General features: G+C 62.7%; 24 protein-coding genes, 1 tRNA gene and 1 pseudogene. 18 read left to right on the forward strand and 8 right to left on the reverse strand.

The genetic code is table 11. From position 1 onward, the window contains the following. Positions 1 to 24 precede the first annotated feature (24 nt). The 3 genes and pseudogenes from glpK (at position 25) to MESAU_RS32315 (ending at position 2,055) form a co-directional block, all read left to right on the forward strand. A complete protein-coding gene (gene glpK, locus MESAU_RS19375; RefSeq protein WP_015317739.1) occupies positions 25 to 1,518 on the forward strand; it encodes a glycerol kinase GlpK in 1,494 nt (497 codons plus the stop codon). A 32-nt stretch (positions 1,519 to 1,550) separates the two neighbouring features. After that, a pseudogene (locus tag MESAU_RS32310) lies at positions 1,551 to 1,712 on the forward strand (DUF6882 domain-containing protein); the annotation flags it as partial. A gap of 79 nt (positions 1,713 to 1,791) precedes the next feature. Further along, the gene (locus tag MESAU_RS32315; protein WP_342447704.1) at positions 1,792 to 2,055 is read left to right on the forward strand and encodes a DUF6882 domain-containing protein; all 264 of its coding nucleotides are present in this window, start codon (positions 1,792 to 1,794) and stop codon (positions 2,053 to 2,055) included. A 77-nt stretch (positions 2,056 to 2,132) separates the two neighbouring features. On the opposite strand, the gene MESAU_RS19380 is transcribed toward MESAU_RS32315, so the two are convergent. Then, a complete protein-coding gene (locus MESAU_RS19380; protein ID WP_015317740.1) occupies positions 2,133 to 2,603 on the reverse strand; it encodes a BA14K family protein in 471 nt (156 codons plus the stop codon). Positions 2,604 to 2,859: 256 nt separating this feature from the next. Here MESAU_RS19380 and MESAU_RS19385 point away from each other — a divergent pair. Continuing rightward, positions 2,860 to 2,935 (forward strand) — tRNA-Lys (locus tag MESAU_RS19385). A 63-nt stretch (positions 2,936 to 2,998) separates the two neighbouring features. On the opposite strand, the gene MESAU_RS31670 is transcribed toward MESAU_RS19385, so the two are convergent. Continuing rightward, complete coding sequence (locus MESAU_RS31670; protein WP_015317741.1) at positions 2,999 to 3,484, reverse strand: hypothetical protein; 486 nt, start codon at positions 3,482 to 3,484, stop codon at positions 2,999 to 3,001. Positions 3,485 to 3,662: 178 nt separating this feature from the next. On the opposite strand from MESAU_RS31670, the gene MESAU_RS19400 reads away from it, so the two are divergent. From MESAU_RS19400 to MESAU_RS19420, 5 genes are all read left to right on the forward strand, one after another. After that, positions 3,663 to 4,724, forward strand: a complete 1,062-nt coding sequence (locus MESAU_RS19400; protein WP_015317742.1) for a glycosyltransferase family 4 protein — start codon at positions 3,663 to 3,665, stop codon at positions 4,722 to 4,724. A 45-nt stretch (positions 4,725 to 4,769) separates the two neighbouring features. Further along, the gene (locus MESAU_RS19405) at positions 4,770 to 6,932 is read left to right on the forward strand and encodes an amylo-alpha-1,6-glucosidase (RefSeq protein WP_041163831.1); all 2,163 of its coding nucleotides are present in this window, start codon (positions 4,770 to 4,772) and stop codon (positions 6,930 to 6,932) included. 107 nt (positions 6,933 to 7,039) lie between these two features. Continuing rightward, positions 7,040 to 8,815: an alpha,alpha-trehalose-phosphate synthase (UDP-forming) gene (locus MESAU_RS19410; RefSeq protein ID WP_015317744.1), complete on the forward strand. Its 1,776-nt coding sequence runs from the start codon at positions 7,040 to 7,042 to the stop codon at positions 8,813 to 8,815. Continuing rightward, a complete protein-coding gene (otsB, locus tag MESAU_RS19415) occupies positions 8,815 to 9,615 on the forward strand; it encodes a trehalose-phosphatase (protein WP_015317745.1) in 801 nt (266 codons plus the stop codon). Before MESAU_RS19410 ends, otsB begins: the two co-directional genes overlap by 1 nt. After that, a complete protein-coding gene (locus MESAU_RS19420; protein ID WP_015317746.1) occupies positions 9,615 to 9,827 on the forward strand; it encodes a hypothetical protein in 213 nt (70 codons plus the stop codon). The genes otsB and MESAU_RS19420 overlap by 1 nt, the downstream gene beginning before the upstream one ends. Positions 9,828 to 9,833: 6 nt before the next feature. Here MESAU_RS19420 and dprA read toward each other — a convergent pair whose 3' ends face one another. From dprA to MESAU_RS19440, 4 genes are read right to left on the reverse strand one after another with little or no spacing between them, the layout of a single operon-like run. Continuing rightward, on the reverse strand, positions 9,834 to 10,967 hold the full coding sequence (gene dprA, locus MESAU_RS19425; protein ID WP_015317747.1) for a DNA-processing protein DprA: 1,134 nt from the start codon (positions 10,965 to 10,967) through the stop codon (positions 9,834 to 9,836). After that, positions 10,964 to 11,551 carry a glycerol-3-phosphate 1-O-acyltransferase PlsY gene (gene plsY, locus MESAU_RS19430; RefSeq protein WP_015317748.1) on the reverse strand — a complete coding sequence of 196 codons (588 nt, stop codon included), beginning with the start codon at positions 11,549 to 11,551 and terminating at the stop codon, positions 10,964 to 10,966. The genes dprA and plsY overlap by 4 nt, the downstream gene beginning before the upstream one ends. A 53-nt stretch (positions 11,552 to 11,604) precedes the next feature. Continuing rightward, a complete protein-coding gene (locus tag MESAU_RS19435) occupies positions 11,605 to 12,891 on the reverse strand; it encodes a dihydroorotase (protein WP_015317749.1) in 1,287 nt (428 codons plus the stop codon). After that, positions 12,888 to 13,883, reverse strand: a complete 996-nt coding sequence (locus MESAU_RS19440) for an aspartate carbamoyltransferase catalytic subunit (RefSeq protein ID WP_015317750.1) — start codon at positions 13,881 to 13,883, stop codon at positions 12,888 to 12,890. The genes MESAU_RS19435 and MESAU_RS19440 overlap by 4 nt, the downstream gene beginning before the upstream one ends. A 218-nt stretch (positions 13,884 to 14,101) precedes the next feature. Here MESAU_RS19440 and MESAU_RS19445 point away from each other — a divergent pair, with 218 nt between their 5' ends. From MESAU_RS19445 to MESAU_RS19455, 3 genes are all read left to right on the forward strand, one after another. After that, positions 14,102 to 15,730, forward strand: a complete 1,629-nt coding sequence (locus MESAU_RS19445) for a DNA alkylation response protein (protein ID WP_015317751.1) — start codon at positions 14,102 to 14,104, stop codon at positions 15,728 to 15,730. Between the two features lie 137 nt (positions 15,731 to 15,867). Continuing rightward, complete coding sequence (locus MESAU_RS19450; RefSeq protein WP_015317752.1) at positions 15,868 to 16,416, forward strand: hypothetical protein; 549 nt, start codon at positions 15,868 to 15,870, stop codon at positions 16,414 to 16,416. Further along, on the forward strand, positions 16,416 to 16,757 hold the full coding sequence (locus MESAU_RS19455; protein WP_015317753.1) for a DUF6105 family protein: 342 nt from the start codon (positions 16,416 to 16,418) through the stop codon (positions 16,755 to 16,757). Before MESAU_RS19450 ends, MESAU_RS19455 begins: the two co-directional genes overlap by 1 nt. On the opposite strand, the gene ruvX is transcribed toward MESAU_RS19455, so the two are convergent. Then, a complete protein-coding gene (gene ruvX / locus MESAU_RS19460) occupies positions 16,675 to 17,181 on the reverse strand; it encodes a Holliday junction resolvase RuvX (RefSeq protein WP_015317754.1) in 507 nt (168 codons plus the stop codon). The genes MESAU_RS19455 and ruvX overlap by 83 nt on opposite strands. A gap of 124 nt (positions 17,182 to 17,305) precedes the next feature. Between ruvX and MESAU_RS19465 the strand changes: the two genes are divergently transcribed. The 6 genes from MESAU_RS19465 (at position 17,306) to MESAU_RS19490 (ending at position 21,732) form a co-directional block, all read left to right on the forward strand. Beyond that, positions 17,306 to 18,013: a metal-dependent hydrolase gene (locus MESAU_RS19465; RefSeq protein WP_015317755.1), complete on the forward strand. Its 708-nt coding sequence runs from the start codon at positions 17,306 to 17,308 to the stop codon at positions 18,011 to 18,013. A 23-nt stretch (positions 18,014 to 18,036) separates the two neighbouring features. Next, a complete protein-coding gene (locus MESAU_RS19470; RefSeq protein WP_015317756.1) occupies positions 18,037 to 18,453 on the forward strand; it encodes a hypothetical protein in 417 nt (138 codons plus the stop codon). 87 nt (positions 18,454 to 18,540) lie between these two features. Continuing rightward, the gene (gene gatC, locus MESAU_RS19475; RefSeq protein ID WP_015317757.1) at positions 18,541 to 18,828 is read left to right on the forward strand and encodes an Asp-tRNA(Asn)/Glu-tRNA(Gln) amidotransferase subunit GatC; all 288 of its coding nucleotides are present in this window, start codon (positions 18,541 to 18,543) and stop codon (positions 18,826 to 18,828) included. Positions 18,829 to 18,835: 7 nt separating this feature from the next. Beyond that, entirely contained in the window at positions 18,836 to 19,291 is a 456-nt protein-coding gene (locus MESAU_RS19480) for a GNAT family N-acetyltransferase (RefSeq protein WP_015317758.1), read from the forward strand. Continuing rightward, on the forward strand, positions 19,291 to 20,856 hold the full coding sequence (locus MESAU_RS19485; protein ID WP_015317759.1) for an amidase: 1,566 nt from the start codon (positions 19,291 to 19,293) through the stop codon (positions 20,854 to 20,856). The genes MESAU_RS19480 and MESAU_RS19485 overlap by 1 nt, the downstream gene beginning before the upstream one ends. A 78-nt stretch (positions 20,857 to 20,934) precedes the next feature. Continuing rightward, positions 20,935 to 21,732 (forward strand): YdcF family protein, encoded by a 798-nt coding sequence (locus MESAU_RS19490; protein WP_015317760.1) that lies wholly within the window; start codon positions 20,935 to 20,937, stop codon positions 21,730 to 21,732. Here MESAU_RS19490 and MESAU_RS19495 read toward each other — a convergent pair. Further along, positions 21,705 to 22,421: a DUF599 domain-containing protein gene (locus MESAU_RS19495; RefSeq protein WP_015317761.1), complete on the reverse strand. Its 717-nt coding sequence runs from the start codon at positions 22,419 to 22,421 to the stop codon at positions 21,705 to 21,707. The two genes, MESAU_RS19490 and MESAU_RS19495, sit on opposite strands and share 28 nt — an antisense overlap. Positions 22,422 to 22,443 lie beyond the last annotated feature (22 nt).

Consider the following 22,443-nt stretch of genomic DNA (forward strand, 5'->3'; position numbering starts at 1 on the left):
TTTTGTCAAGGCGGAGGATGCAGAATGAGCGGTTTGGTGCTTGCGATCGACCAGGGAACGACATCGACACGGGCGATCCTGTTCGACGGCACGATGAATGTCGCGGGCAGCGGGCAGAAGGAATTCGCCCAGCACTATCCGGCCTCAGGCTGGGTCGAACACGATCCGGAGGAGATCTGGTCGAGCGTCATTGAGACGGTGAGGGCCGCGCTGAAGAATGCCGGCCGCGACGCTTCGGATGTGGCTGCGATCGGCATCACCAACCAGCGCGAGACGGTCGTCATCTGGGACAAAGCGACCGGCAAACCGATTCACAACGCCATTGTCTGGCAGGACCGGCGCACCGCACCGTTATGCCAGAAGCTCAGGAAGCAGGGGCTCGAGAAGAAATTCACCCGCAAGACCGGCCTGCTGCTCGACCCCTATTTCTCCGGCACCAAGATCGCCTGGATGCTGGACAAGGTGAAGGGCGCGAGGAAGCGTGCCGAGAAGGGCGAGCTGCTCGCCGGCACCATCGACAGCTTTTTGATCTGGCGGCTGACCGGCGGCAAGGTTCACGCCACGGATGCCACCAACGCGTCGCGCACGCTGGTCTACAACATTGCGGAGAATGCCTGGGATGAAGAGCTGCTGGCCATCCTGCGCATCCCCGCCGCGATGCTGCCCGAAGTCAAGGATTGCGCCGATGATTATGGAATAACAGAGAAAAACCTGTTTGGCGCCGAAATCAGAATCCTCGGCGTTGCCGGCGACCAGCATGCCGCGACGATTGGCCAGGCCTGCTTCGAGCCGGGCATGATGAAATCCACCTATGGCACCGGCTGTTTTGCGTTGCTCAACACCGGCAGCGACCTGGTGCGGTCGAAGAACCGACTCTTGACCACCATTGCCTATCGGCTGAACGGCAAGACCACCTATGCGCTGGAAGGCTCGATCTTCATCGCTGGGGCTGCCGTGCAATGGCTGCGCGACGGCATCAAGGTGATCGGCAAGGCAGAGCAGAGCGGCAAACTCGCGGCGGAAGCCGATCCGACGCAGAACGTCTATCTGGTGCCGGCCTTTGTCGGGCTCGGTGCGCCGCACTGGGATGCCGAGGCGCGGGGCGCGATTTTCGGATTGACCCGCAACACCGGACCGGCGGAGTTTGCCCGCGCGGCACTGGAATCTGTCGCCTACCAGACCCGCGACCTGCTCGACGCCATGCACAAGGATTGGAAGGGCGCCAAGGCAAAGACGGTGCTCAGGGTCGATGGCGGCATGGTGGCATCGGACTGGACCATGCAGCGCCTGGCCGACATTCTCGACGCGCCGGTCGATCGGCCGACAATTCTGGAGACGACCGCGCTGGGGGCGGCATGGCTTGCCGGTTCGAAGGCCGGCGTATGGCCGAAGGCGCGGGAATTCGCGAAGACCTGGGCCCTGGAGCGGCGGTTCGTGCCCGACATGGAATCCGCTACCCGGTCCGTCAAATTGGCGGGCTGGCGGGACGCTGTGCGCCGGACATTGAGCGTGCCATAATCGCCTTGAGGTGAGGGCTTGGCGAGGGCGAAATGACGCCGGAATGGTATAGCAACTGGTGCGCGGAGGCATTCGAACAGCTTACCGCGAAGAACGCCCGTCTGGAGAAGGATTTCCACTTGGGGCACTGGCCGCGCTATGACTACGACCTGACAACGGGGAAGCTGCTGTTTTCACAGGAAGGGAAGGTCGCGGTCGTCGCCGAAATCCAGATCGCGGGTTCCACGAGCACAATGGCTGGCAACTGGCTGTGGGGCCTGGGCGAACTCCAACCTGCCCGACGAACTCCTTGCGGACGCAAAGCAGGTCCGATCCTTCGGGGAACAGAACGGCATCGACGAGCTGGCGCAGGCTTACGTGGTCGATACCGACGACGACCTCGAAGCACTCGGATGGGAACTCAGCGGGGCTATGGTACGGATTTGCGACGCTGTTGGAGCGTACCGCTCTCCCCGCGGCAAAGGCGGCGGTCTTTACCTGGTTATCAAGAGCCTGAGCTGGGCCAGCGACAAACGCGACCACTGCCAACCATGTTAGGATAGACGCGACAAGGCCCGCGTCTTCTACACGCGGGCCTTTACTCACCATTACCAGCTACTGATACTCAATACGGATCAGTAAGGGGAGCGGCACTCCCGACGAGGACCATTGTTCGGCTGGAAGGTGTTGTCGGAAGCGCGGTAGCTCCGATAATGATCGTAGCACCACTGAACGTGCGAGTTGCCTTCATAGACGCGGTTGTTCTCGTTGTTGACAATCGCGCCGGTGATCAGCGCGCCAGTCGCGAAGGCGGCCAGCGGGAACCAGTAGTCGCCATGACGGCGATAGCCGCGGCGATATTCACGATAGCCGCGATGCCCATTCCAATACATGTCACCGTTGCGGCTAAAGCTTCGATTGCGCGAGAAATTGCGGTCGAAGGAGCGGTTTCTCCTCCACTCCCGGTATTGCACCGTCTGCACATCCGGCGCTGCCGCCTGGGAGAGTGGCACGAAGTTGGGCTGGGCGTTGACCGGCACCACCTCCGCCGCGACGAATGTCGCCGAAAGGGTGGCGGCAAGCAGGCCCGTTGTGATTCTATTCATTGGTATTCTCCTCGAGGGTTGGCGAACGTCCCTTTGGCAAAAAACGACAGTGCGTCGGATTTGTTCCGCCGTGTAGGCAGCCGTTCCCGCACGAAACCCAAACCGCCGGGCTGGTCGCCAGAACCCGGGGGGAACAAGCAAGGGGCAGCGAATTAGGGCAAAGAGCAGGTTTGGAACCCCTCTTTTCCGGTTGACCGGTCGCGGCACTCTCCCTATGTTCCGCGCAATTTCGAGGGCGGCCTTTTCGAGCCCGCGGGAGCGCGTAGCTCAGCCGGTAGAGCAACTGACTTTTAATCAGTAGGTCATGGGTTCGAATCCCATCGCGCTCACCATCGTCAAATGACATGCCAGCGCTTTTGATTTGCCCATGTATCTTTGCGGCGCTCAACGACCGTTCAGGCGCCTCCTGACAGGTGCACGTCCAGAACGGCGGCTTTCTTGGCGATCAGTCCTGTCAGATCCGCGTCGGATCGCTTGGTGCCGGTCCGTTCGCGCAGCAACGAGATGACCGCGCTCATCGAAAGCTGGGCAGTGCGATCGCTCAGGATAGCGTCCACCGCGCCGGCAACATCCGGGGTCTCCGTCGGTGCTCGCATGATCGGTTCCTTTCTGTTCAGGTCGGCCTCGGCGCCGTTGGCCGGTCCCCGCACGCCACGGTCGAAGATGACGGCCAGGCCGTTCTTCACGGCGAGGGCGGCGACCATGTCGTCGAGGTCGTGATCGGAAAGCGCTGGCTCCGAAGGATCGGGCTTCAGGGTTCTGCGGATCACTCGGGCAGCCTGATCAGTCGACACAAAGCCAAAATGCCGTTTTCTGGCCTCGACATATTGCTCGATGATCATGCTCAGGCGCCGCGCTGCGATATCCCTGGGTTGCTGCATCTGGGCCTCCTTCGGCTGCCGCAAGCGCAAGGTCGACAGCACCAGAAGGAAATAGGGCGGCGGATCTACTCAAACAGGGGACGGATCGATCATTCGACGCATCTTGCGCTGATATAGGAACGATCCGGGCCTTGATGCATTTTGGCTCTATGACCAGCTCATTGAGGGACGCCGGGACATGAAGATTGCCCATGTCGCACCACTCTACGAATCGGTGCCGCCACGACTTTACGGGGGTACCGAGCGTATCATCTCGTATCTTACCGAAGCTCTCGTCGATCTCGGCCACGAGGTGACGTTGTTTGCCAGCGGCGACACGAAGAGCTCCGCCAAACTGGTGCCATGCCGCGAAAGGGCGCTTCGTCTCGATCCGCGTCCGCTGAAGTCCGAGATCGCGGCACATTTGTCGATGCTCGACGAAGTGCGCAAACGGGCCGACGACTTCGACGTCGTGCATTTCCATCTGAGCCATTTCCTGCATTTCCCGTTTTTCCGTGATATGCCGCAGCGCACGGTGACAACGCCGCATGGCAGGCTAGATTACGCGGACCTCGCGCAAGCCTATGACCGGTTCCCGCGGTTCCCCATGATTTCCATATCCCGCAGCCAGCGGGCGCGGTTCGCATCCGCGAACTGGCTGGCGACGATCCATCACGGGCTGCCGCTTGACCTTTATGAGGCCGATTTCGAGGCCGGTTCGGACGGTACCTACCTGGCTTTTCTCGGCAGAATGTCACGCGACAAGCGGCCGGACCGGGCAATCGAGATTGCCCGCCGAACCGGCCTGAAACTGAAGCTCGCCGCCAAGGTGGGCGATGGCGACCGCGCCTATTTCGAGGAAGTCGTGCAGCCGCTGATCGATGGCGACCGGGTCGAGTATGTCGGCGAGATTGGTGAGGACCAGAAGGCCCGGTTTCTGGGCAATGCGGCCGCCTTGCTGTTTCCCATCGACTGGCCTGAACCCTTCGGGCTTGCGGTGATCGAGGCCATGGCGTGCGGAACCCCGGTCATGGCTTGGAGTTGCGGCGCTATGCCCGAGATCATCGATCATGGGGTCACCGGCTTTGTCGTCGAAACCATCGAAGATGCCGTCGCCTCGATGCCGGCTCTCCTGCAACTCGACAGGCGACGAATAAGAACGGCCTTCGAAAGGCGGTTTTCGGCCGATAGAATGGCCAGGGATTATGTCGAGGCCTATTCGCGGCTGACCACCGGCCACGAAGAGAGCAGGGCCTCATAGATCTTCAACCCGTTCGGAAACCAGCACGGGACAATCTTCTTGACCATTACCCAACTCGACGAGCGCAAGCTCGATCCTGCGATAGCACTGGCTTCCCTGGACGAAACCGCGCCCAGGGAGCCGCATCGGCTTTACGCTCTCAAGCATGGCGATTGCTTTGCCGTCGCCGACGCCTATGGCGACATACGTGGCGCCGGCGACGGCTTCTTCCGCGACGACACGCGCGTGCTCTCCGAATTTCGCCTGACGGTTGGCGGGCGATCGTTGTCGCTGCTGGGCGCATCGCTCAGCCAGGACAACGTCCTGTTCACCAGCAACCTGACCAATCTGCCGATCGAGAGCGCCGCGGGCCGCCAGATTCCGCAGGGCGCGATCCATATCGAGCGGGTCAGGCTTCTGTGGCAGGAAAGGCTATATGAACGCATCACGCTCTCGAACTATAGCCGGGAGCATTCGACGGTCTTGGTGTCACTGCGCTTCGGTGTTGATTTTCGCGACATGTTCGAAGTCCGGGGCTCGACCCGCTCCAAGCGCGGTACCGCGCACACGGCCGAGATCGACCAGAGTTCGGTCGTGCTCCGCTACGAAGGGCTGGACAAGGTCGTACGGACCTCGGCCATTTCGTTTTCACAGCCCCCGGATCAACTGACCTCCGAGCGGGCGGATTTCTTCATTGCCGTCACCAAGCGCAGCCGCCAGACGCTGTATGTGGAGGTGGGGAGCAAGACAACGGCCCGCCCGCAAAGTGAACGTTTCCGGGCCGCGGCGGCGCGCGCCCGTTTCGGCATGCGCGCCAAGCGCCGGCATGGGGCAACGCTGCACAGTTCAGGCCGCGTCTTCAATGATTGGATGGAACGGGCGCGTGCCGATGTGGCATTGCTCACCACGGAACTGGCGACCGGGCCTTACCCATATGCCGGGATCCCGTGGTTCTCCACCGCCTTCGGCCGCGACGGTGTGATTTCAGCTCTGCAGATGCTTTGGCTCAATCCCGGCCTGGCTCGTGGCGTGCTTGCCTTTCTCGCCCAGCACCAGGCGACCGAAACCTCTCCCTTCAGCGATTCCGAGCCCGGCAAGATCATGCACGAGACCCGCAAGGGCGAGATGGCGGCGCTGAGCGAGTTGCCGTTCGGCCGCTACTATGGCGGCGTCGATACGACGCCCCTCTACATCCTTCTCGCCTGCGCCTATGCGGACCGCACGGGAGACACGGCTTTCATCGATGGCCTTTGGCCATCGCTGTGCGCCGCCGCCGAGTGGATCGAGACAGCGAGCCGTTCGACAGGGTTTCTTACCTATCAGCGCGCCGCGGAATCCGGCCTTGCCAACCAGGGATGGAAGGACAGCTTCGATTCCGTCTTCCATGCCGACGGCCGCATTCCGAAAGGGCCGATCGCGCTGGTCGAGGTGCAGGGTTACGTGTTTGCAGCATTCCGGGGATTGGCAAAGCTGGCACGGCTGCGCGGCGAAGAGGAGCGGGCGGAGAATTGGGAGCTGCGCGCCGATGCCATTCGCCAACAAGTCGAACGCCATTTCTGGATCGAAGAGCTTGGCTACTATGCGCTGGCGATCGATGGCGACGGCCAACCCTGCAAGGTGCGCACGTCCAATGCTGGTCACCTGCTCTATGTCGGCCTTCCCAATCCGGATCGCGCACGCATGGTCGCCGACCAGCTGCTGTCGGCTTCGTTCCATTCCGGCTGGGGGCTGAGAACGCTGGCGGACGATGCGATCTTCTTCAATCCGATGTCCTATCATAACGGCTCCATCTGGCCGCACGACACCGCGATCTGCGCCGCCGGGCTGGCGCGATACGGCATCCGCGACAGCGTGGTGCGGTTGATGAGCGGGACCTTCGAATCCGCGGTTCATTTCAACATGCGGCTACCCGAACTGTTCTGCGGGTTCACGCGCTCGGCCGGCGAAGCGCCGATTGCCTATCCGGTGGCTTGCCTGCCGCAGGCCTGGTCCGCGGGCTCCGCCTTCATGCTCATGCAGGCCTGCCTCGGCCTACAGATCGACGGTTGGACGAACGAAATTCACGTGACCCGGCCGCACTTGCCGATCGGCATCGACAATCTTGTCATTCGCCATCTCTCGGTGGGACATGTGGCGGTGGACCTGACGTTTCAGCGCGTGGGGGATCGTGTCGGTGCCTTCCTTGCGGATGCGCATGAAGGATTGGTGCCACTGGTGGTCAAGAGCTGAAAAATCGGAACCAACACCGGGTGCGGAACGTTGGATCAGCACGCCAAGGATGCTGGAGTTCCTGTCGGTGGATCTGCCGCGTCCCATTGAAAGGTAATCAATTCGAAATGCCCGACAACAGTTCGTACCTGGTCGTACCCTCGGCCGCACTGTGGCTCTTCGTTCTCGTAATTGTCGGCATCTCATGCGTCGCGCTCGCGGTGGTGCTGTCACGGGCGCGCCGGGCCAGAAACATGAAGCTCGCCCGTCTCGAAGCAGGATCCGTTCGCAGCCCATTGCCGGAGTTCGAAAAGAACGGGCAATCCGCGGCCGCCGCCCTCGTCCAATGGTCGCCGGAAACGTTGCGTCACATTCTGGCGAAGGAACTTCCCGATGCACAGGTGATCGTGGTGTCAAATCGCGAACCCTACATCCATAACCGCAACGGCGACGGCATCCAGCTGGTCGTACCCGCCAGCGGGCTGGTCTCCGCCCTGGAGCCGATCACGCGCGCCTGTGCGGGCACATGGATCGCCTATGGCGGCGGTTCGGCCGATGCGCTGGTGGTGGACGAAAACGACCGCGTCGAAGTGCCGCCGGAAAACCCTTCCTATACGTTGCGCCGTGTCTGGCTGAGCGAGGAAGAACAGCAAGGCTATTATCTCGGCTTTGCCAATGAGGGGCTTTGGCCGCTGTGCCACATAGCCTTCACCCGACCGATATTCCGTGCTTCCGACTGGGAGGCCTACGAGGCGGTTAACCGCAAATTCGCCGACACCGTCGTCGCGGAGGCACGCAACGAGCGGCCCATCGTGCTTGTCCAGGACTACCATTTCGCCCTGTTGCCGCGGATGATCCGGGAGCGCCTGCCGGAAGCCATCATCATCACCTTCTGGCACATTCCATGGCCGAATTCCGAGGTATTCAGCATCTGCCCATGGCGCGAGAAGATCCTAGAAGGATTGCTGGGCAGTTCGATCGTCGGCTTTCACACCCAGTTCCATTGCAACAACTTCATCGACAGCGTCGACCGCTTCCTGGAGAGCAGGATCGAGCGCGAGGATTCCGCCATCTCCTATGGCGGCCAGATCAGCCTGGTTCACGCGTATCCAATTTCAATCGAATGGGAGCCGGCTCGACAGGCCCAGCTGCCCGACGTGGCGCAATGCCGGCGGCATGTTCGTGAAAAGTTCGGGCTGGCGGACGATGTCAGGCTGTGTGTCGGCGTCGAACGTCTCGACTACACCAAGGGCATCCTCGATCGCTTTACCGCACTCGACGAGCTGCTGAGGCTCCATCCGGAATGGATTGGCAAGGTCGCCTTCCTGCAGATCGCGGCACCCAGTCGCGGCACCTTGCCCGCATACCAACAGTTGCATGAAGAGTGTCTGCGTCAAGCCGAGGATCTCAACCGGCGCTATGGCCGCGACGGCTACACTCCCGTCCTGATGGTCACGGAACATCATTCGCAGGAACAGGTCTACGAAATTTACCGGGCCGCCGACGTTTGCTTGGTCACGAGCCTGCATGACGGCATGAACCTGGTGGCCAAGGAGTTCGTCGCGGCGCGCAATGACGAACAGGGGGTCCTGCTGCTCAGCATGTTCGCCGGCGCTTCCAAGGAATTGCTGGAAGCGCTGATCGTCAATCCCTACGACGCCACAATGATGGGCGACGCCTTGTTGCAGGCTTTGACGATGTCGTCGGAAGAGCAGCGGCAGCGCATGCAAAGGATGCGTGAGGTCGTTCGCGACAATAATGTCTACCGGTGGGCAGGCAGCATGCTTCTCGATGCCGCGCGCCTGCGCAAACGCGTTGCGGTCGATCGCGCCGTCGGCGCCGCCCCGACCTCATCGGGCAACGTGATCTCGCTGCTCGATCGCAGACGGGTGGCGGCGCTGTGATGTCGCTTCTGCCAAAGCTGCCCGCGCCTGAGCTCCCAACAGGGCCGTGGGCCTTGTTCCTGGACATTGACGGCACGCTTCTCGAACACGCCGCGCATCCCGATGCGGTGGTTGTCGGCGATGAATTGCGTACGCTGCTGGCGAGGCTCGAATTGCAATTGGATGGAGCTCTGGCGTTCATCACGGGACGATCGATCGCCGCGGTCGACCATCTTTTCCAGCCGCTCAGATTGCGCGCCGCCGGGCTGTATGGGCTTGAGCACAGGCTCATCCGCGACGGCCCGGTCGAGGCAGCGGGAGAGCCGGCCGACATTGCGGCACTTGCCGAGGAAATCGAAGCGGAGCTGGGCAGTTCGGACGTTTATATCGAGCGCAAGGGACCGATCCTGGCAGTCCACACGCGCGCGGCACCGCAACTGTTGCAGCGCGCGACGCAACTGGTCGAACAGGCGTTGGGCAGGTTGCCTACGGGATATCGGGTGCTGGCCGGCAATGCCGGCGTTGAATTGATGCCGCTGGAGGCAGCAAAGGGAGCGGCCATCAGGCGCTTTCTGGATCTGCCGGCTTTCGAGGGGCGGCGGCCGGTGTTTCTGGGCGACGACACATCCGACGAAAATGGTTTCGAGGCCGTGAACGAGATGGACGGCATGTCGATCCGCATCAAACCGCACGGACCGACAGCGGCGCGCCATGTGCTTGCCGACGTCGGGGAGGCTTTGGCTTGGCTGGGTGCGGTGAGCCAGCGTAATTTGGGTGGATCGACCGGCCTGGTCCATCCCTTCAATCGAAGGAGTCCGTGATGACCCAATTCACCAGTCTCATCTTGGAGATCATGCCTGCTTGGCTACGCCGGCGGTCGCTGCCGAATACGCACGAGACCCAGCCGAGTTTCGATCCGTCGCGCCCGCAGGACGCGGATGAGGTCTGGCGCCAGTTTGTTCAAAAGGATCTCTTTGACGCCAACATGCAGGATTACGACGAGACCGGAGATAGAAAGACCAGCCGCCACTGAGGGCGGTCAGCCTTCCCCGAAAACAAGCGAAACATTTCCACCGGCGTGACGCTCGAGGCGGCCGGCAAGGTCGAGTTCAAGCAGCACCATGAAGACCTGGGCGGGATGCAGGCCGGTGTGGCGGATGATCTCGTCGATCGGCACCGGTGTCGGCCCCAGCGCCTCGATCACCTTGGCCCGGTCGCTCTCCCCTGGTGGCGGTGTGGCCGAAAAGTCGGGCGGGTCCTCAAACGGCGGCAGATCAGGCGCCCGCATGCCGGTCAGCGGAAGGATCGCCCTGGAAATGTCCGAAGCTTCGGTGACCAGCGTGGCGCCGTCCTTGAGCAGACCGTTGGTACCGGCCGCGCGCGGATCGAGCGGGGAGCCGGGTACCGCAAAGACCAACCGGCCCATCTCGCCGGCAAGCCTGGCGCTGATCAGCGAGCCTGAGCGCTGTGCTGCCTCGACCACCACCAGCCCAAGAGCGGCGCCCGCGACAAGGCGGTTGCGGCGCGGGAAATCCTGGGCACGCGGCTGCCAGCCGAACGGCATTTCCGAGATGATGGCGCCACGCTCCGCAATGTCATCGCACAGACCGGCATTTTCGGGCGGGTAGGGCAGGTCGAGCCCACCGGCGAGCACGCCGACCGTACCGGTCAAGAGACTGCCCTGATGCGCCGCCGTGTCGATGCCACGTGCCAGGCCGGAGACGATGCCGTAGCCGTCTCGTCCGAGATCGGCTGCCAGCATGCGCGCCATCTTGATGCCGGCAAGCGATGCGTTGCGGGCGCCGACTATCGCGACACCCGGCAACCGGAACACCGCGGCATTGCCCCTGACCGCCAGCATCGGCGGCGGATTGTCCATGCTGCGCAACAGCGGCGGATAGTCCGCCTCCCCAATACCGACAAAGCGTGCTCCAACTCGCCGCGCGGCCTCCATCTCGGCCTCGGCCTCGGCAAGGGAAGGAATGCGCACGATCCGGTTGGCGCCGCCGGAAATCATCAGTTCCGGCAGCATTTCCAACGCGACTTCGGCCGAACCGAAACGGTTGATCAGGTCGCGAAAGGAGGCAGGGCCGACATTCTGGGTGCGGATCAGCCGCAGCCAGCTCAGCCGCTGGCGATCGGTGAGACGCGGCCCGGCGGCCGGTTCGCTCACCCCTTGGCTCCGATCTTGCCTTCGGAGCCGGCAATCAGTCGCGAAATGTTTTCTCGGTGCTTGATGAACACAATGATGCTCATCACCACGAACAGAATGGCTATCTGCGGCGTGCTCAGGAAATAAAGCGCGATCGGTACCACCACGGCAGCAGCCAGCGCCGCCAGCGATGAGTAGCGGAAGAGGAAAGCCATCACCAACCATACGACAGCGAAGATCAATGCGACTTGCCAGGCAAGGCCGACCAGCACGCCGAGATAAGTGGCGACGCCCTTGCCACCCTTGAAGCCGAGCCATGCCGGGAACAGGTGGCCCAGAAAGGCGCCGAGACCAGCCCAGATCGCGGCTTCAGGCGCGAAATGGCTTGCTATCAGCACGGCGGCCGTGCCTTTCAGCACATCGAGCAGCAAAGTCGCGGCGGCAAGCCCCTTGTTGCCGGTGCGCAGCACATTGGTGGCGCCGATATTGCCTGAACCGATCTTGCGCACATCGCCAAGGCCGGCCGCGCGGGTAAGCAGCAGGCCGAACGGAATCGAGCCCAGCAGATAGCCGAACACCAGCGCCAGGATTGGGCCGTAAGTCATTGTTCCCCCCGCGTTCCCCCAACCATGCCTGAAGTCGCATGGCTACCGCCGGCTCAGGCAGAAAATATTGTGCGGCCCGCCACCAGCGTTTGCAAGACCTTGCCTTGCAGCCGTGCGCCTTCGAAGCAGGTGTTTTTCGAGCGCGAGCGGATACCGCTTTCGCTGACTATCCAGGGTTCATCGAGGTCGACAAGCGCGAGATCGGCGACGGCGCCTGGCTTCAGCGTGCCGCCGGCCAATCCAAACAACCTCGCCGGCGCGGTGGACAAGGTTTCGATCAGCCTGAGCAGGGGCACGTCGCCATTGTGGTAGAGGCGCAAGGCCGCGCCCAGCAGGGTTTCGAGGCCAATGGCACCGGCCGCGGCGTCGGCGAAGGGCAGGCGCTTGGTATCGACGTCCTGCGGATCGTGCGAGGAGACGATGACATCGACCGTTCCGTCCTTGACCGCATCGATCATCGCCAACCGGTCCTCCTCGGCCCGCAGCGGCGGCGTCAGGCGGAAGAAGGTGCGGTACTCGCCAACGTCGTTTTCATTGAGAGACAGATTGTGGATCGACACGCCCGATGTCACTGCCGCGCCGTCGGCCTTCGCACGCGCCACGGCGCTTGCCGCCATTGCCGTCGAGATCTTCGCGGCGTGGTACGAACCTTGCGTCAGCTGCGCCAGCGCGAGGTCACGCTCGAGCGGGATGGATTCGGCTTCACGTGGAATGCCGGAGAGGCCGAGCCAACTGGCATACAGGCCTTCGTTCATGACGCCCGACGACCCAAGATCGGCATCCTGCGTTTCATGGACGATGGTGGCGCCGAAATCGCGCGCATAGGTTAGCGCGCGACGCATCACCAGCGCGCTCGATATGGTATGCCTGCCATCGGTGAAGGCGACCGCACCCGCCTCGCGCAGCAGGCCGAACTCCGTCATTTCGCGTCCGTGGAGGCCCTTGGTGATGGCGGCGGCCGGAAAGATATTGACGACGGCCGTGTCCTTGGCGGTGCGCAGCACGAATTCGACCAGCGCCACATTGTCGATCACCGGATCGGTGTCTGGCATCATCACGATGGACGTGACGCCGCCGGCCGCTGCGGCGACACTTGCCGAAGCGATGGTTTCGCGATGTTCGGCGCCGGGCTCGCCGATGAAGACCCGGCCGTCGATCAGGCCGGGGATGATCGCCTTGCCGCTGCAGTCGATCGCCGTAGCGCCGTCGGGGACGCCCTGGTTCAGCGCCGCCTTGCCCGCGGCAACGATTTTCCTACCTTCGACTATGACGGAGCCGACTTCATCAAGGCCGCGTGACGGGTCGACGATGCGGGCGCGTTCAAAGACCGTGATGCTCATGCGCCGCGGCCTTCTTGATTGCGGCCCTCTTGATTGCGGCCCTCTTGATTGCGGCGGGAATCGAGCAGCGCTTCCATCACCGCCATGCGCACGGCGACGCCCATTTCCACCTGCTCCTGGATGACGCTTTGCGGGCCGTCGGCGATTTCCGAAGCAATTTCGACACCGCGGTTCATCGGGCCAGGATGCATGACAAGCGCGTCATCCTTGGCGGCCTTCAGTTTCTCGGCGTCTAGACCAAAATAGCGGAAATATTCGCGCACCGACGGCACGAAGGCTCCTTCCATGCGCTCGCGCTGCAAGCGCAACATCATCACCACATCCGCGTCCTTCAGGCCCTCCGCCATCGAGCGGCAGACGATCACGCCCATCCTGTCGATGCCCGAGGGCAACAGCGTCGAGGGCGCCACCACCCGCACCTGTGCGCCGAGTGCGTTGAGCAGCATGATGTTGGAGCGCGCCACACGCGAATGCAGGATGTCGCCGCAGATCGCCACGATCAGCTTCGACAGCGCACCCTTGGCGCGGCGGATGGTGAGCGCGTCGAGCAGCGCCTGTGTCGGGTGTTCATGGGCGCCGTCGCCGGCATTGACCACCGAGCAGCCGACCTTCTGCGCCAGGAGGGCCGCCGCGCCCGCCGACTGATGGCGGATGATCAATATGTCGGGCCGCATGGCATTGAGTGTCATCGCGGTGTCGATGAGCGTTTCGCCCTTCTTTACCGAGGAACTCGCCACCGACATGTTCATGACATCGGCGCCAAGCCGCTTTCCGGCCAGCTCGAACGAGGATTGCGTGCGGGTCGAGGCTTCGTAGAAGAGATTGATCTGGGTGCGGCCGCGCAGCGTCGAGGTCTTTTTTTCGGACTGGCGCGAGATCGCGACCGCCCGATCCGCCCTGTCGAGCAAAAGCTCGATGTCGGCGGGCGAAAGGTCGCTGATGCCCAGAAGATGGCGGTGAGGGTAGAGTGGCAGGGACGAAGCGTCGGTCATCTCAAGGGGCTGCTATAGGGTGCGGATTTCGCGCCCGCAAGCACCCGCTTTGGATTGACGCCGTTCTCCTCAATTTTTTCGTGTAGATAGCCGATTAGATCGGCCGGTATTTTCGTCGCGCGCGCAGCAACGCTTGGCTATATCTAAGCCGACGGCCTCGGATTCGAGGCTTTCCGACAATAGGGCCTTTCTAGAAGGATCGGCTAGAAGGATTGGGCGTGACCGACGACGTAACGAACCAGCCGCCGCCGCTGACGGGCGGCAACGCCTGGCGAGGCGATCCGTTGCTGATCCAGCTTGCCGAGCGCTTTTCCGATCCGGTGCGCAAGGATCTCGACGGGCTCGGCCGTTTCGTGCTGACGCAAGAAGCGCAGGAACTGGCGCGCCTCGCCAATGTCGAGACGCCGAAACTCAGGACGCACGATCGCCAGGGACGGCGCATCGACCTGGTCGAATTCCATCCCGCCTACCACGCCTTGATGCGCCGCTCGGTGGCCAACGGCCTGCATTCCTCGGTCTGGGAAAATGGCGACGCCGAGATCGGCCGCCGCCATCAGGTGCGCGCCGCCCGTTTTTACCTGACGGCGGAACTCGAGACCGGGCATCTCTGCCCCATCACCATGACCAGCGCCTCGCTGGCGGCATTGATGGCCAGCCCAAAACTGTTTCGCGAATGGGCGCCGCGCGTGACGACGCGCAAATACGACCAGAGCCAGAAGCCGCCCGTCGAAAAGACCGGACTGACGCTCGGCATGGGCATGACCGAGAAACAGGGCGGCACCGATGTGCGTGCCAATGTGACCCGGGCGGAACGCGTCGGTAGCGGCTTCTACCGCCTGACGGGACATAAATGGTTCATGTCGGCGCCGATGTCGGACGCCTTCCTGGTGCTGGCACAGGCGCCGGAGGGACTGTCCTGCTTCCTGGTGCCGCGCGTGCTCGGCGACGGGTCTGGCAACGGCTTTCGCTTCCAGCGGCTGAAGGACAAGCTCGGCAATCGCTCGAACGCGTCTTCCGAGGTTGAATTCGTCAACGCCATCGGGGAGATGGTCGGCGAACCCGGCGCCGGCGTCAAGACGATCATGGACATGGTGACGCTGACCCGGCTCGACTGCGCGGTGGCGTCTTCGGCGATCATGCGGGCCGGGCTGGCCGAAGCGATCCATCATGCCCGCCATCGCCAGGTGTTCGGTTCGACCTTGATCGAGCAGCCGTTGATGCAGCGCGTGCTGGCCGACATGGCGCTCGATGTTGCCGCGGCGACCGCGCTGTCGTTCCGGCTGGCGCGTTCCTTCGACGAGGCGGCGAGCGATCGCGGCGAGGCGGCGTTCGCCCGCGCCATGACGCCGGTCGTCAAATACTGGGTCTGCAAGATCGCGCCACCGCTGCTTTACGAGGCGATGGAGTGCCTTGGCGGCAATGGCTATGTCGAGGAAGCTCCGCTCGCCCGTTATTACCGCGAAGCGCCTGTCAACGCGATCTGGGAAGGGTCGGGCAATGTCATGGCGCTCGACGTGCTGCGCGTGCTTGGCCGCGCGCCGGGGCTTTTCGAAGAAGTATTGACCGGCATCGATCGCGACCTCGGCGCCGGCGGGCGCGGCACGATCGGCGTTCTGAAGGCGGCCATGCAGGTCGCTTCGACCGACGAGGGCTCGGCCCGGCTGCTGACGGAACAGCTTGCGCTCTCTGCGGCGGCCGCCGAGTTGCGTCGGCTCGGGGCAGGGCGGATCGCCGATGCCTTCGTCGAGACGCGGCTCGCGGGCCAGTGGCGCAATACCTACGGCATGCTCGATTCGCGCCACGACGCGCGCATGATCATCGATACGCTCTATCCGCCGGTGAATTGACGGAGATGCCGTTCATGTTCGAGGGGCGTTGCCGGAATCCCCACTGACCCGCCGTCGCCGTTAACCTTAACAAATGGTTTCCGTTGCGGCGGCGAACCGCAAAGCCCACTGTCATTCCTGTCGAAGCAGGAATCACGATGCGACACGTACTGACCTCCTTTCTGTCCGTGCACTGGGCGATCGTTTTTGCCCTGCTCGCGGTGATCTGTATCGATGGAAATCGAGGTGTGACGGCGGCTCTCGGCGTACTCGGCGTGACCGTCGAGAGCGCCCAGTTTGTCAATCTGGAGAACATCGTCGTGGTCGCTCCGCTGGCGATCGCGTTGCTGGTCGTGGCGGTGCTGTTCTTCTGGGCCTTTGTCGATACACTGATCAACGACGCGTCCAGCCCCGGCGCCGACAGCGTCGTTCGCATCGCCTTCATTTCCGCTTCCGGGGTGATGTCGATGATCCTGATCGGCGGTGCGGCCCAAGGCATCAACGGCCTGTTCATGGTGGTCGCAGTGCAACTGGCCGCACTTCTGGTCTCCTATGTCGCAATGCTTGCCGAACGGCGTTCGGTAGCTGCGCTGGATGAGGAGGATTTCCACGCCACGGCGCACAGCATGGCGAAAGCCGCGGCGCACAATTCGCTGCTCTCCATGATATCGGGACGGACCGGCCCGAACGGGAAGGGAGGCCGCTGATGCGCTACATCTTCGCGTTGTGGGCCGCGCCGATGGCGCTGTTTTGGGGCTGGTTCTACCTGTCGCTCAACGACATGAATTTCGGCTATGTGATGCTCAGCCGGCAGCTGCACGATTTCGTGTTCCAGCTCTACGGTCAGATGCTCGGCATCGACCCCGCGACCATCCCGGGCATGGTGGCAAAAGCCTGCGTGTTCGATGGCTTGCTGCTCGTGGCGATATGGGTGTTTCGCAGGCGTCGCGAGATATTGGGCTGGGTCAGGCGTCGCTGGACGGGTCCGGTCCCGTTCGATCGGCTGCATCGAGTGACTGAAGCCGGTCTAAAACTCCCTGCAGAATAAAGGCGGCCGCCGCCGAATCGATCTTGCCGGCGCGTTTGGCGCGCGAGAAATCCATCTCTATCAGCGTCCGTTCGGCCGCGACGGTCGACAGCCGCTCATCCCAGAATACGAAGGGCAGGTCGCTTAGCCGCGCCATGTTGCGCACGAAGGCGCGCGATTTCTGTGCGCGCGGACCTTCCGATCCATCCATGTTGATCGGCAATCCGATCGCCACCGCACCGACATTCTCCTTCGTCAGCAATGCCAGAAGGACGGCGGCGTCGAGCGAGAATTTCCGCCGGATGATGACTGGACGCGGATGAGCGAAGGAGAACCCCCGATCGGAAACCGCCACGCCGATCGTCTTGTCGCCGAGATCGAGCCCCGCCAAGGTCCTGCCGTTGGCGAGCCGTGCCGGCAATTGCTCAATCGTGATGACGGTCAACGGTTTTCCCTCGTTTTTTCGACAGCACGCGTCCTTTCGGATGCCCGGCGGACACTATACCCTTTGATCTCAAGGCTATCGGCGTTCTATCCTTTGGCTCGGGAAAAATCGAGGAAATGCATTCATGAAACTGACCTGGTATGGCCACTCGGCCTTCCGCATCGAAACCGGCGACGCGAAAATCCTCATCGACCCCTATCTGATCGGCAACCCGTCCTGGACGGACGGGTGGGAAGGACCGGCCGAAGGGATCACGCATGTTCTTTTGACGCACGGGCACAGCGACCACATCAGCGGCGCGCTGGAAGTGCTCGGCAAGAGCGGCGCGCAACTGGTCGCCAATTTCGAGATCTGCATGTACCTTGTCGGCAGGGGCGTCAGCGACAAGAAGATCAATCCCGGCAACATTGGCGGCACGGTCGATTGCGGCGGTTTCACCTCCACTTTCGTTCAGGCGCTGCATTCGTCCTCCTTTGGCGAAGAGGGCGGCAAGAACGTCTATCTCGGCAATCCGGGTGGGCTGGTCCTGCATTTCCCGGAAGACCAGACGCTCTACCACATGGGTGACACCGACATCTTTTCCGACATGGCGCTGATCAATGAATTGCACGAGCCAAAGATTGGCATCGTTCCGATCGGCGATCGCTTCACCATGGGCGGTGCGGTGGCGGCCCTTGCCTGCCGCCGCTTCTTCAAGTTCGAAACGGTGGTCCCTTGCCATTTCGGCACGTTTCCAATGATCGACCCGACGCCCGAGAAGTTCGAAGCCGGGCTGGAAGGATCTGGGGTCAAGCTTGCATTGCCGAAGATTGGTGAAACGATTACCATCTAGAACAGCCAAAGCGGAACAAATCCATGGCATTAGGGCGATCTCTTTGCGTATCGATGTTTGTCGCGGCGTCGCCCGCGCTTGCTGCGGATGACTTCATCGAAGGTGTCTATCTCCAGTCGGAGGAACTCTGTACCCAAGCCAAAAAGGATACGCTGCAGACGCTGATCGATGCCGGCAACATCGTTCTTTCGAAGAACGGCCTGCAAGGCGTCGAATACAATTGCGAATTCGTTCAGGTCAGCAAGGCGACACGCTCGCCGAGCTGGGCTGTGACGGCGATCTGCCAGGAGCCGGGCTATGTCTTTCCTGACGTCCTGTCGGTGACGCAGATGAACCCGACGCAGGTCGATCTCGTGTCGGCCCGGCCGATCGACGATGAAAGCGAGGCGAGCGGCAACAGCGGCAGCTACTATCTGTGCGCGGGCATTGCCCTGCCATGAGGTTGTTGCCCGATTGTCGGGCGGCACATGTTGCGCGTCGCGCGCCGCGCCGCTATAGCCCGGACTGGTTTTCCCCGAGGCAAATACATGTCCGTTGATGTCAAGACAGTGAAGCGCGTGGCGCATCTCGCCCGCATCGCGGTGAGCGAGGAAGATGCCGAGCGTATGACCGGCGAGTTGAATGCCATACTGGGCTTCGTCGAGCAGTTGAACGAGGTCGATGTTTCCGGCGTCGAGCCAATGACGTCGGTGACGCCGATGGAAATGAAGAAGCGCGGCGATGTCGTCACCGACGGCAACAAGGCGGCCGACATCGTCGCCAACGCGCCCGCGACCGACGAGAATTTCTTCCTCGTGCCGAAGGTCGTGGAGTAAGGCACCGATGGCTATCGAGATCGCCATCGAAACGCCGCTGCAGGACGACGTGCGCAGCCTGGTCGCGGAACTAAACGCGACCTTGCTCGAACTGACGCCGCCGGAGCACTGCTACCACCTGACGGTCGAGCAGATGGCAGGCACGGACACGACGGTTTTCATCGCTCGGGACAACGGCGTCGCCATTGGTTGTGGTGCACTCAAGCGCCATGACGATGCCATTGGCGAGGTCAAGCGTATGTACACGAGGCCTTCGCATCGTGGCCGCAAGATCGGCGCTGGAATCGTCCAACGGGTCGAGGCGCTGGCGCGCGATGAAGGGTTGAAGCGGCTGGTGCTGGAGACCGGCGATCGCCATCCCGCCGCCTGGACCGTCTATGAACGCGCCGGGTTCTCGCGCTGCGGCCCGGTGCTGGACTATCCCGATTCCGAGTGGTCGGTGTTTTACGAAAAGAGCCTTTGATGAGCGACCTGACCCATCTGACGATTTCGCAGGCCCGCGCCAAGCTGCGCGCCAAGGAAATCACCGCGACCGAGATCACCGAAGCCTATCTCTTGGCGATCGATCGCGCCAATCCGGCGCTCAATGCCTATGTGGCGGTGACGGGCGACAAGGCGCGCGACATGGCCAAGACGTCGGACGCCAGGCTGCTCAAGGGCGAGGGCGGTGCGCTGGAAGGCATTCCGCTCGGGATCAAGGACCTGTTCGGTACCGAAGGCGTCCACACCCAGGCCTGCAGCCACGTGCTCGACGGTTTCAAGCCGCGCTATGAATCAACGGTCACGTCCAACCTGTGGGCCGACGGCGCGGTCATGCTGGGCAAGCTCAACATGGACGAATTCGCCATGGGCTCGTCCAACGAGACCTCCTACTACGGCCCGGTCATCAACCCGTGGCGGCGTTCGCGCCTCGATACGGTGGTGATGCCGACGACGCATCAGGGTGATGGCGGCTTCGTCTCGGCAGGTGGCACGAAAACCCAGCGTAGCCTCGACAATGCGCAGCTGGTGCCGGGTGGTTCTTCCGGTGGTTCGGCGACCGCCGTGTCGGCCTTCCTGTGTGCAGGCGCAACCGCCACCGACACCGGCGGTTCGATCCGCCAGCCAGCCGCGTTCACCGGGACCGTCGGCATCAAGCCGACCTATGGCCGCTGCTCGCGCTGGGGCATCGTCGCCTTCGCCTCGTCGCTCGATCAGGCCGGACCGATCGCCCGCGACGTGCGCGACGCCGCCATTCTCCTCAAATCCATGGCCTCGGTCGATCCCAAGGACACCACGTCCGTCGACCGGCCGGTGCCGGACTACGAGGCGGCGATCGGCAAGCCGATCAAGGGCATGAAAGTCGGCATTCCCAAGGAATACCGTGTCGACGGCATGCCGGAAGAGATCGAGGCGCTGTGGCAGAAGGGCATTGCCTGGCTCAAGGACGCGGGCGCCGAAATCGTCGACATCTCCCTGCCGCACACCAAATACGCGCTGCCGGCCTATTACATCGTGGCGCCCGCGGAAGCTTCTTCCAACCTCGCCCGCTATGACGGCGTCCGCTACGGCTTGCGCGTGCCGGGCAAGGACATCGTCGAGATGTATGAGAAGACCCGCGCCGCCGGCTTCGGCCGCGAGGTCAAGCGCCGCATCATGATCGGCACCTATGTGCTGTCGGCCGGCTACTATGACGCCTACTACCTGCAGGCTCAGAAGGTGCGCAACCTGATCAAGCGCGACTTCGAAAATGTCTTCGCCGCCGGCGTCGATGTCATCCTGACACCTGCGACGCCGTCCGCTGCCTTCGGCATCGCCGACGAGGACATGGCCGCCGATCCGGTCAAGATGTATCTCAACGACATTTTCACCGTGACCGTGAACATGGCCGGCCTGCCCGGCATCGCAGTGCCCGCCGGCCTCGACCCCAAGGGGCTGCCGCTCGGCCTGCAGCTGATCGGCAGGCCGTTCGAGGAAGAGACGCTGTTCCAGACCGCCGCCGTCATCGAGCAGGCGGCCGGCACATTCCAGCCGGAGAAGTGGTGGTAAGGATATCGCTCGCCTGACGCATGGTCCTGAAAATCGCGATCGATTTTGGACAGCCTTGCGGGCTGTAATGAGTGAGCGATGTTCTACTATCTTTCCAAGATATTCTGGTTCTTCATCCAGCCGCTCAACCTGACGATCTTCCTGCTTTTGGCAGGCCTGCTCGCCGGGATGGCCGGCCGGCGGCGACTTGCCGTCAGCGGCGGCGTGCTGGCGTTTCTGATCCTTGCGCTGTCGGCGTGGACGTCACTTGGAGCGATGATGCTCAATCCGCTGGAGGAACGCTTTCCCAGGCCGCCGCTGCCGGAGAAGGTAGACGGCATCGTCGTGCTCGGCGGCGGCTTCGAGGGCGCTATCAACCTTGTGCGCGGCGGCTATGAATTGAACAGCAGCGGCGATCGCATGGTTGAGACCGCGATCCTCGCCAGGCGTTTCCCGCAGGCAAAGGTGGTGGTCTCCGGTGGAAACGGTTCACTGTTCTTCGACGGCGAAGGTGATGCCGACACCGCGCCGCGCCTGCTCGAGGCGCTGGGTGTCCCGGCCGACCAGCTGCTCCTCGAAGACAAATCCCGCAACACTTACGAGAACGCGGTCTTCAGCCGCGAACTGGTCAAGCCCAAACCTGGCGAGACATGGCTTTTGGTGACATCAGCCTTTCACATGCCGCGCGCCAAGGCCCTGTTCGACAAGGCAGGTTTTCCAACTGTCCAATGGCCGGTCGACTATCGCACCTCGGGTCGGGAAGGCATCGGCTTGTTTCGCGACAACGCGGCCGATTCACTGCAGAACACGACCATCGCGGTTCGCGAATGGATCGGGCTTTTCGCCTATTGGCTTTCCGGCCGCATCGATCAGCCGTTTCCGACGCCCGGCGGCTGACCGATCACCGCGCGCCGCGCCGCGGAGAAGAACTGCCGCCGTACCAGGACGGCCAGCAGCAGAAGCGTCGACAGCACGAACACCAGGGGATCGACGAACCAGCCGAGATAGCCGATCGAGAAGAACACGCCGCGCAGGCCAGAGTTGAAATGCTTGCCGGCCAGCATGTTCATTTGCGTCGCGCGCCACACAGCCGTTTGCGTGAGGGGATTGCGGGAGGCCTCGCCATGCGGGATCGGCACGGCGCCGATCAGGATCGAACAGTAGTTGAACAGCCTGTAGGCCCAGCCGAATTTGAAGAAGGAAAAAGCCAGGATCAGCACCAGTCCCAGCACCTTGATCTGAAAGGCCGAGCGCGACGGCGCGCCGCCCAAGGGCAGGGTGCTCAGCACCTCAAGCACCCGGTCCGACGCGCCAAGCAGGGCGAAGCAGCCGCCGAGCGCGATCAGCGAACTGGAGGCGAAGAAGGCGGTTCCCTGCTGCAGGCCGCTCATGATGGCGGTGTCGACGATGCGGATCTCGCGCTCGGCCATGGTGCGCATCCAGGCCTCGCGTTGCGCATTCATGGCGGTGGTCAGCGACACGCGGCTGACCAGGTGGCCGTCCGAGGCGAGCGTGTGCAGCACCCATGCGAGGAGGAAAAAGCCCAGCGCCGCGAGATCGGCCGTCGAAAGATAGGAATCGCCCATGGCGCCGAATCTACCATATTCG

Origin of the sequence: Mesorhizobium australicum WSM2073, from assembly GCF_000230995.2 — a bacterium.
Classification (GTDB): domain Bacteria; phylum Pseudomonadota; class Alphaproteobacteria; order Rhizobiales; family Rhizobiaceae; genus Mesorhizobium; species Mesorhizobium australicum.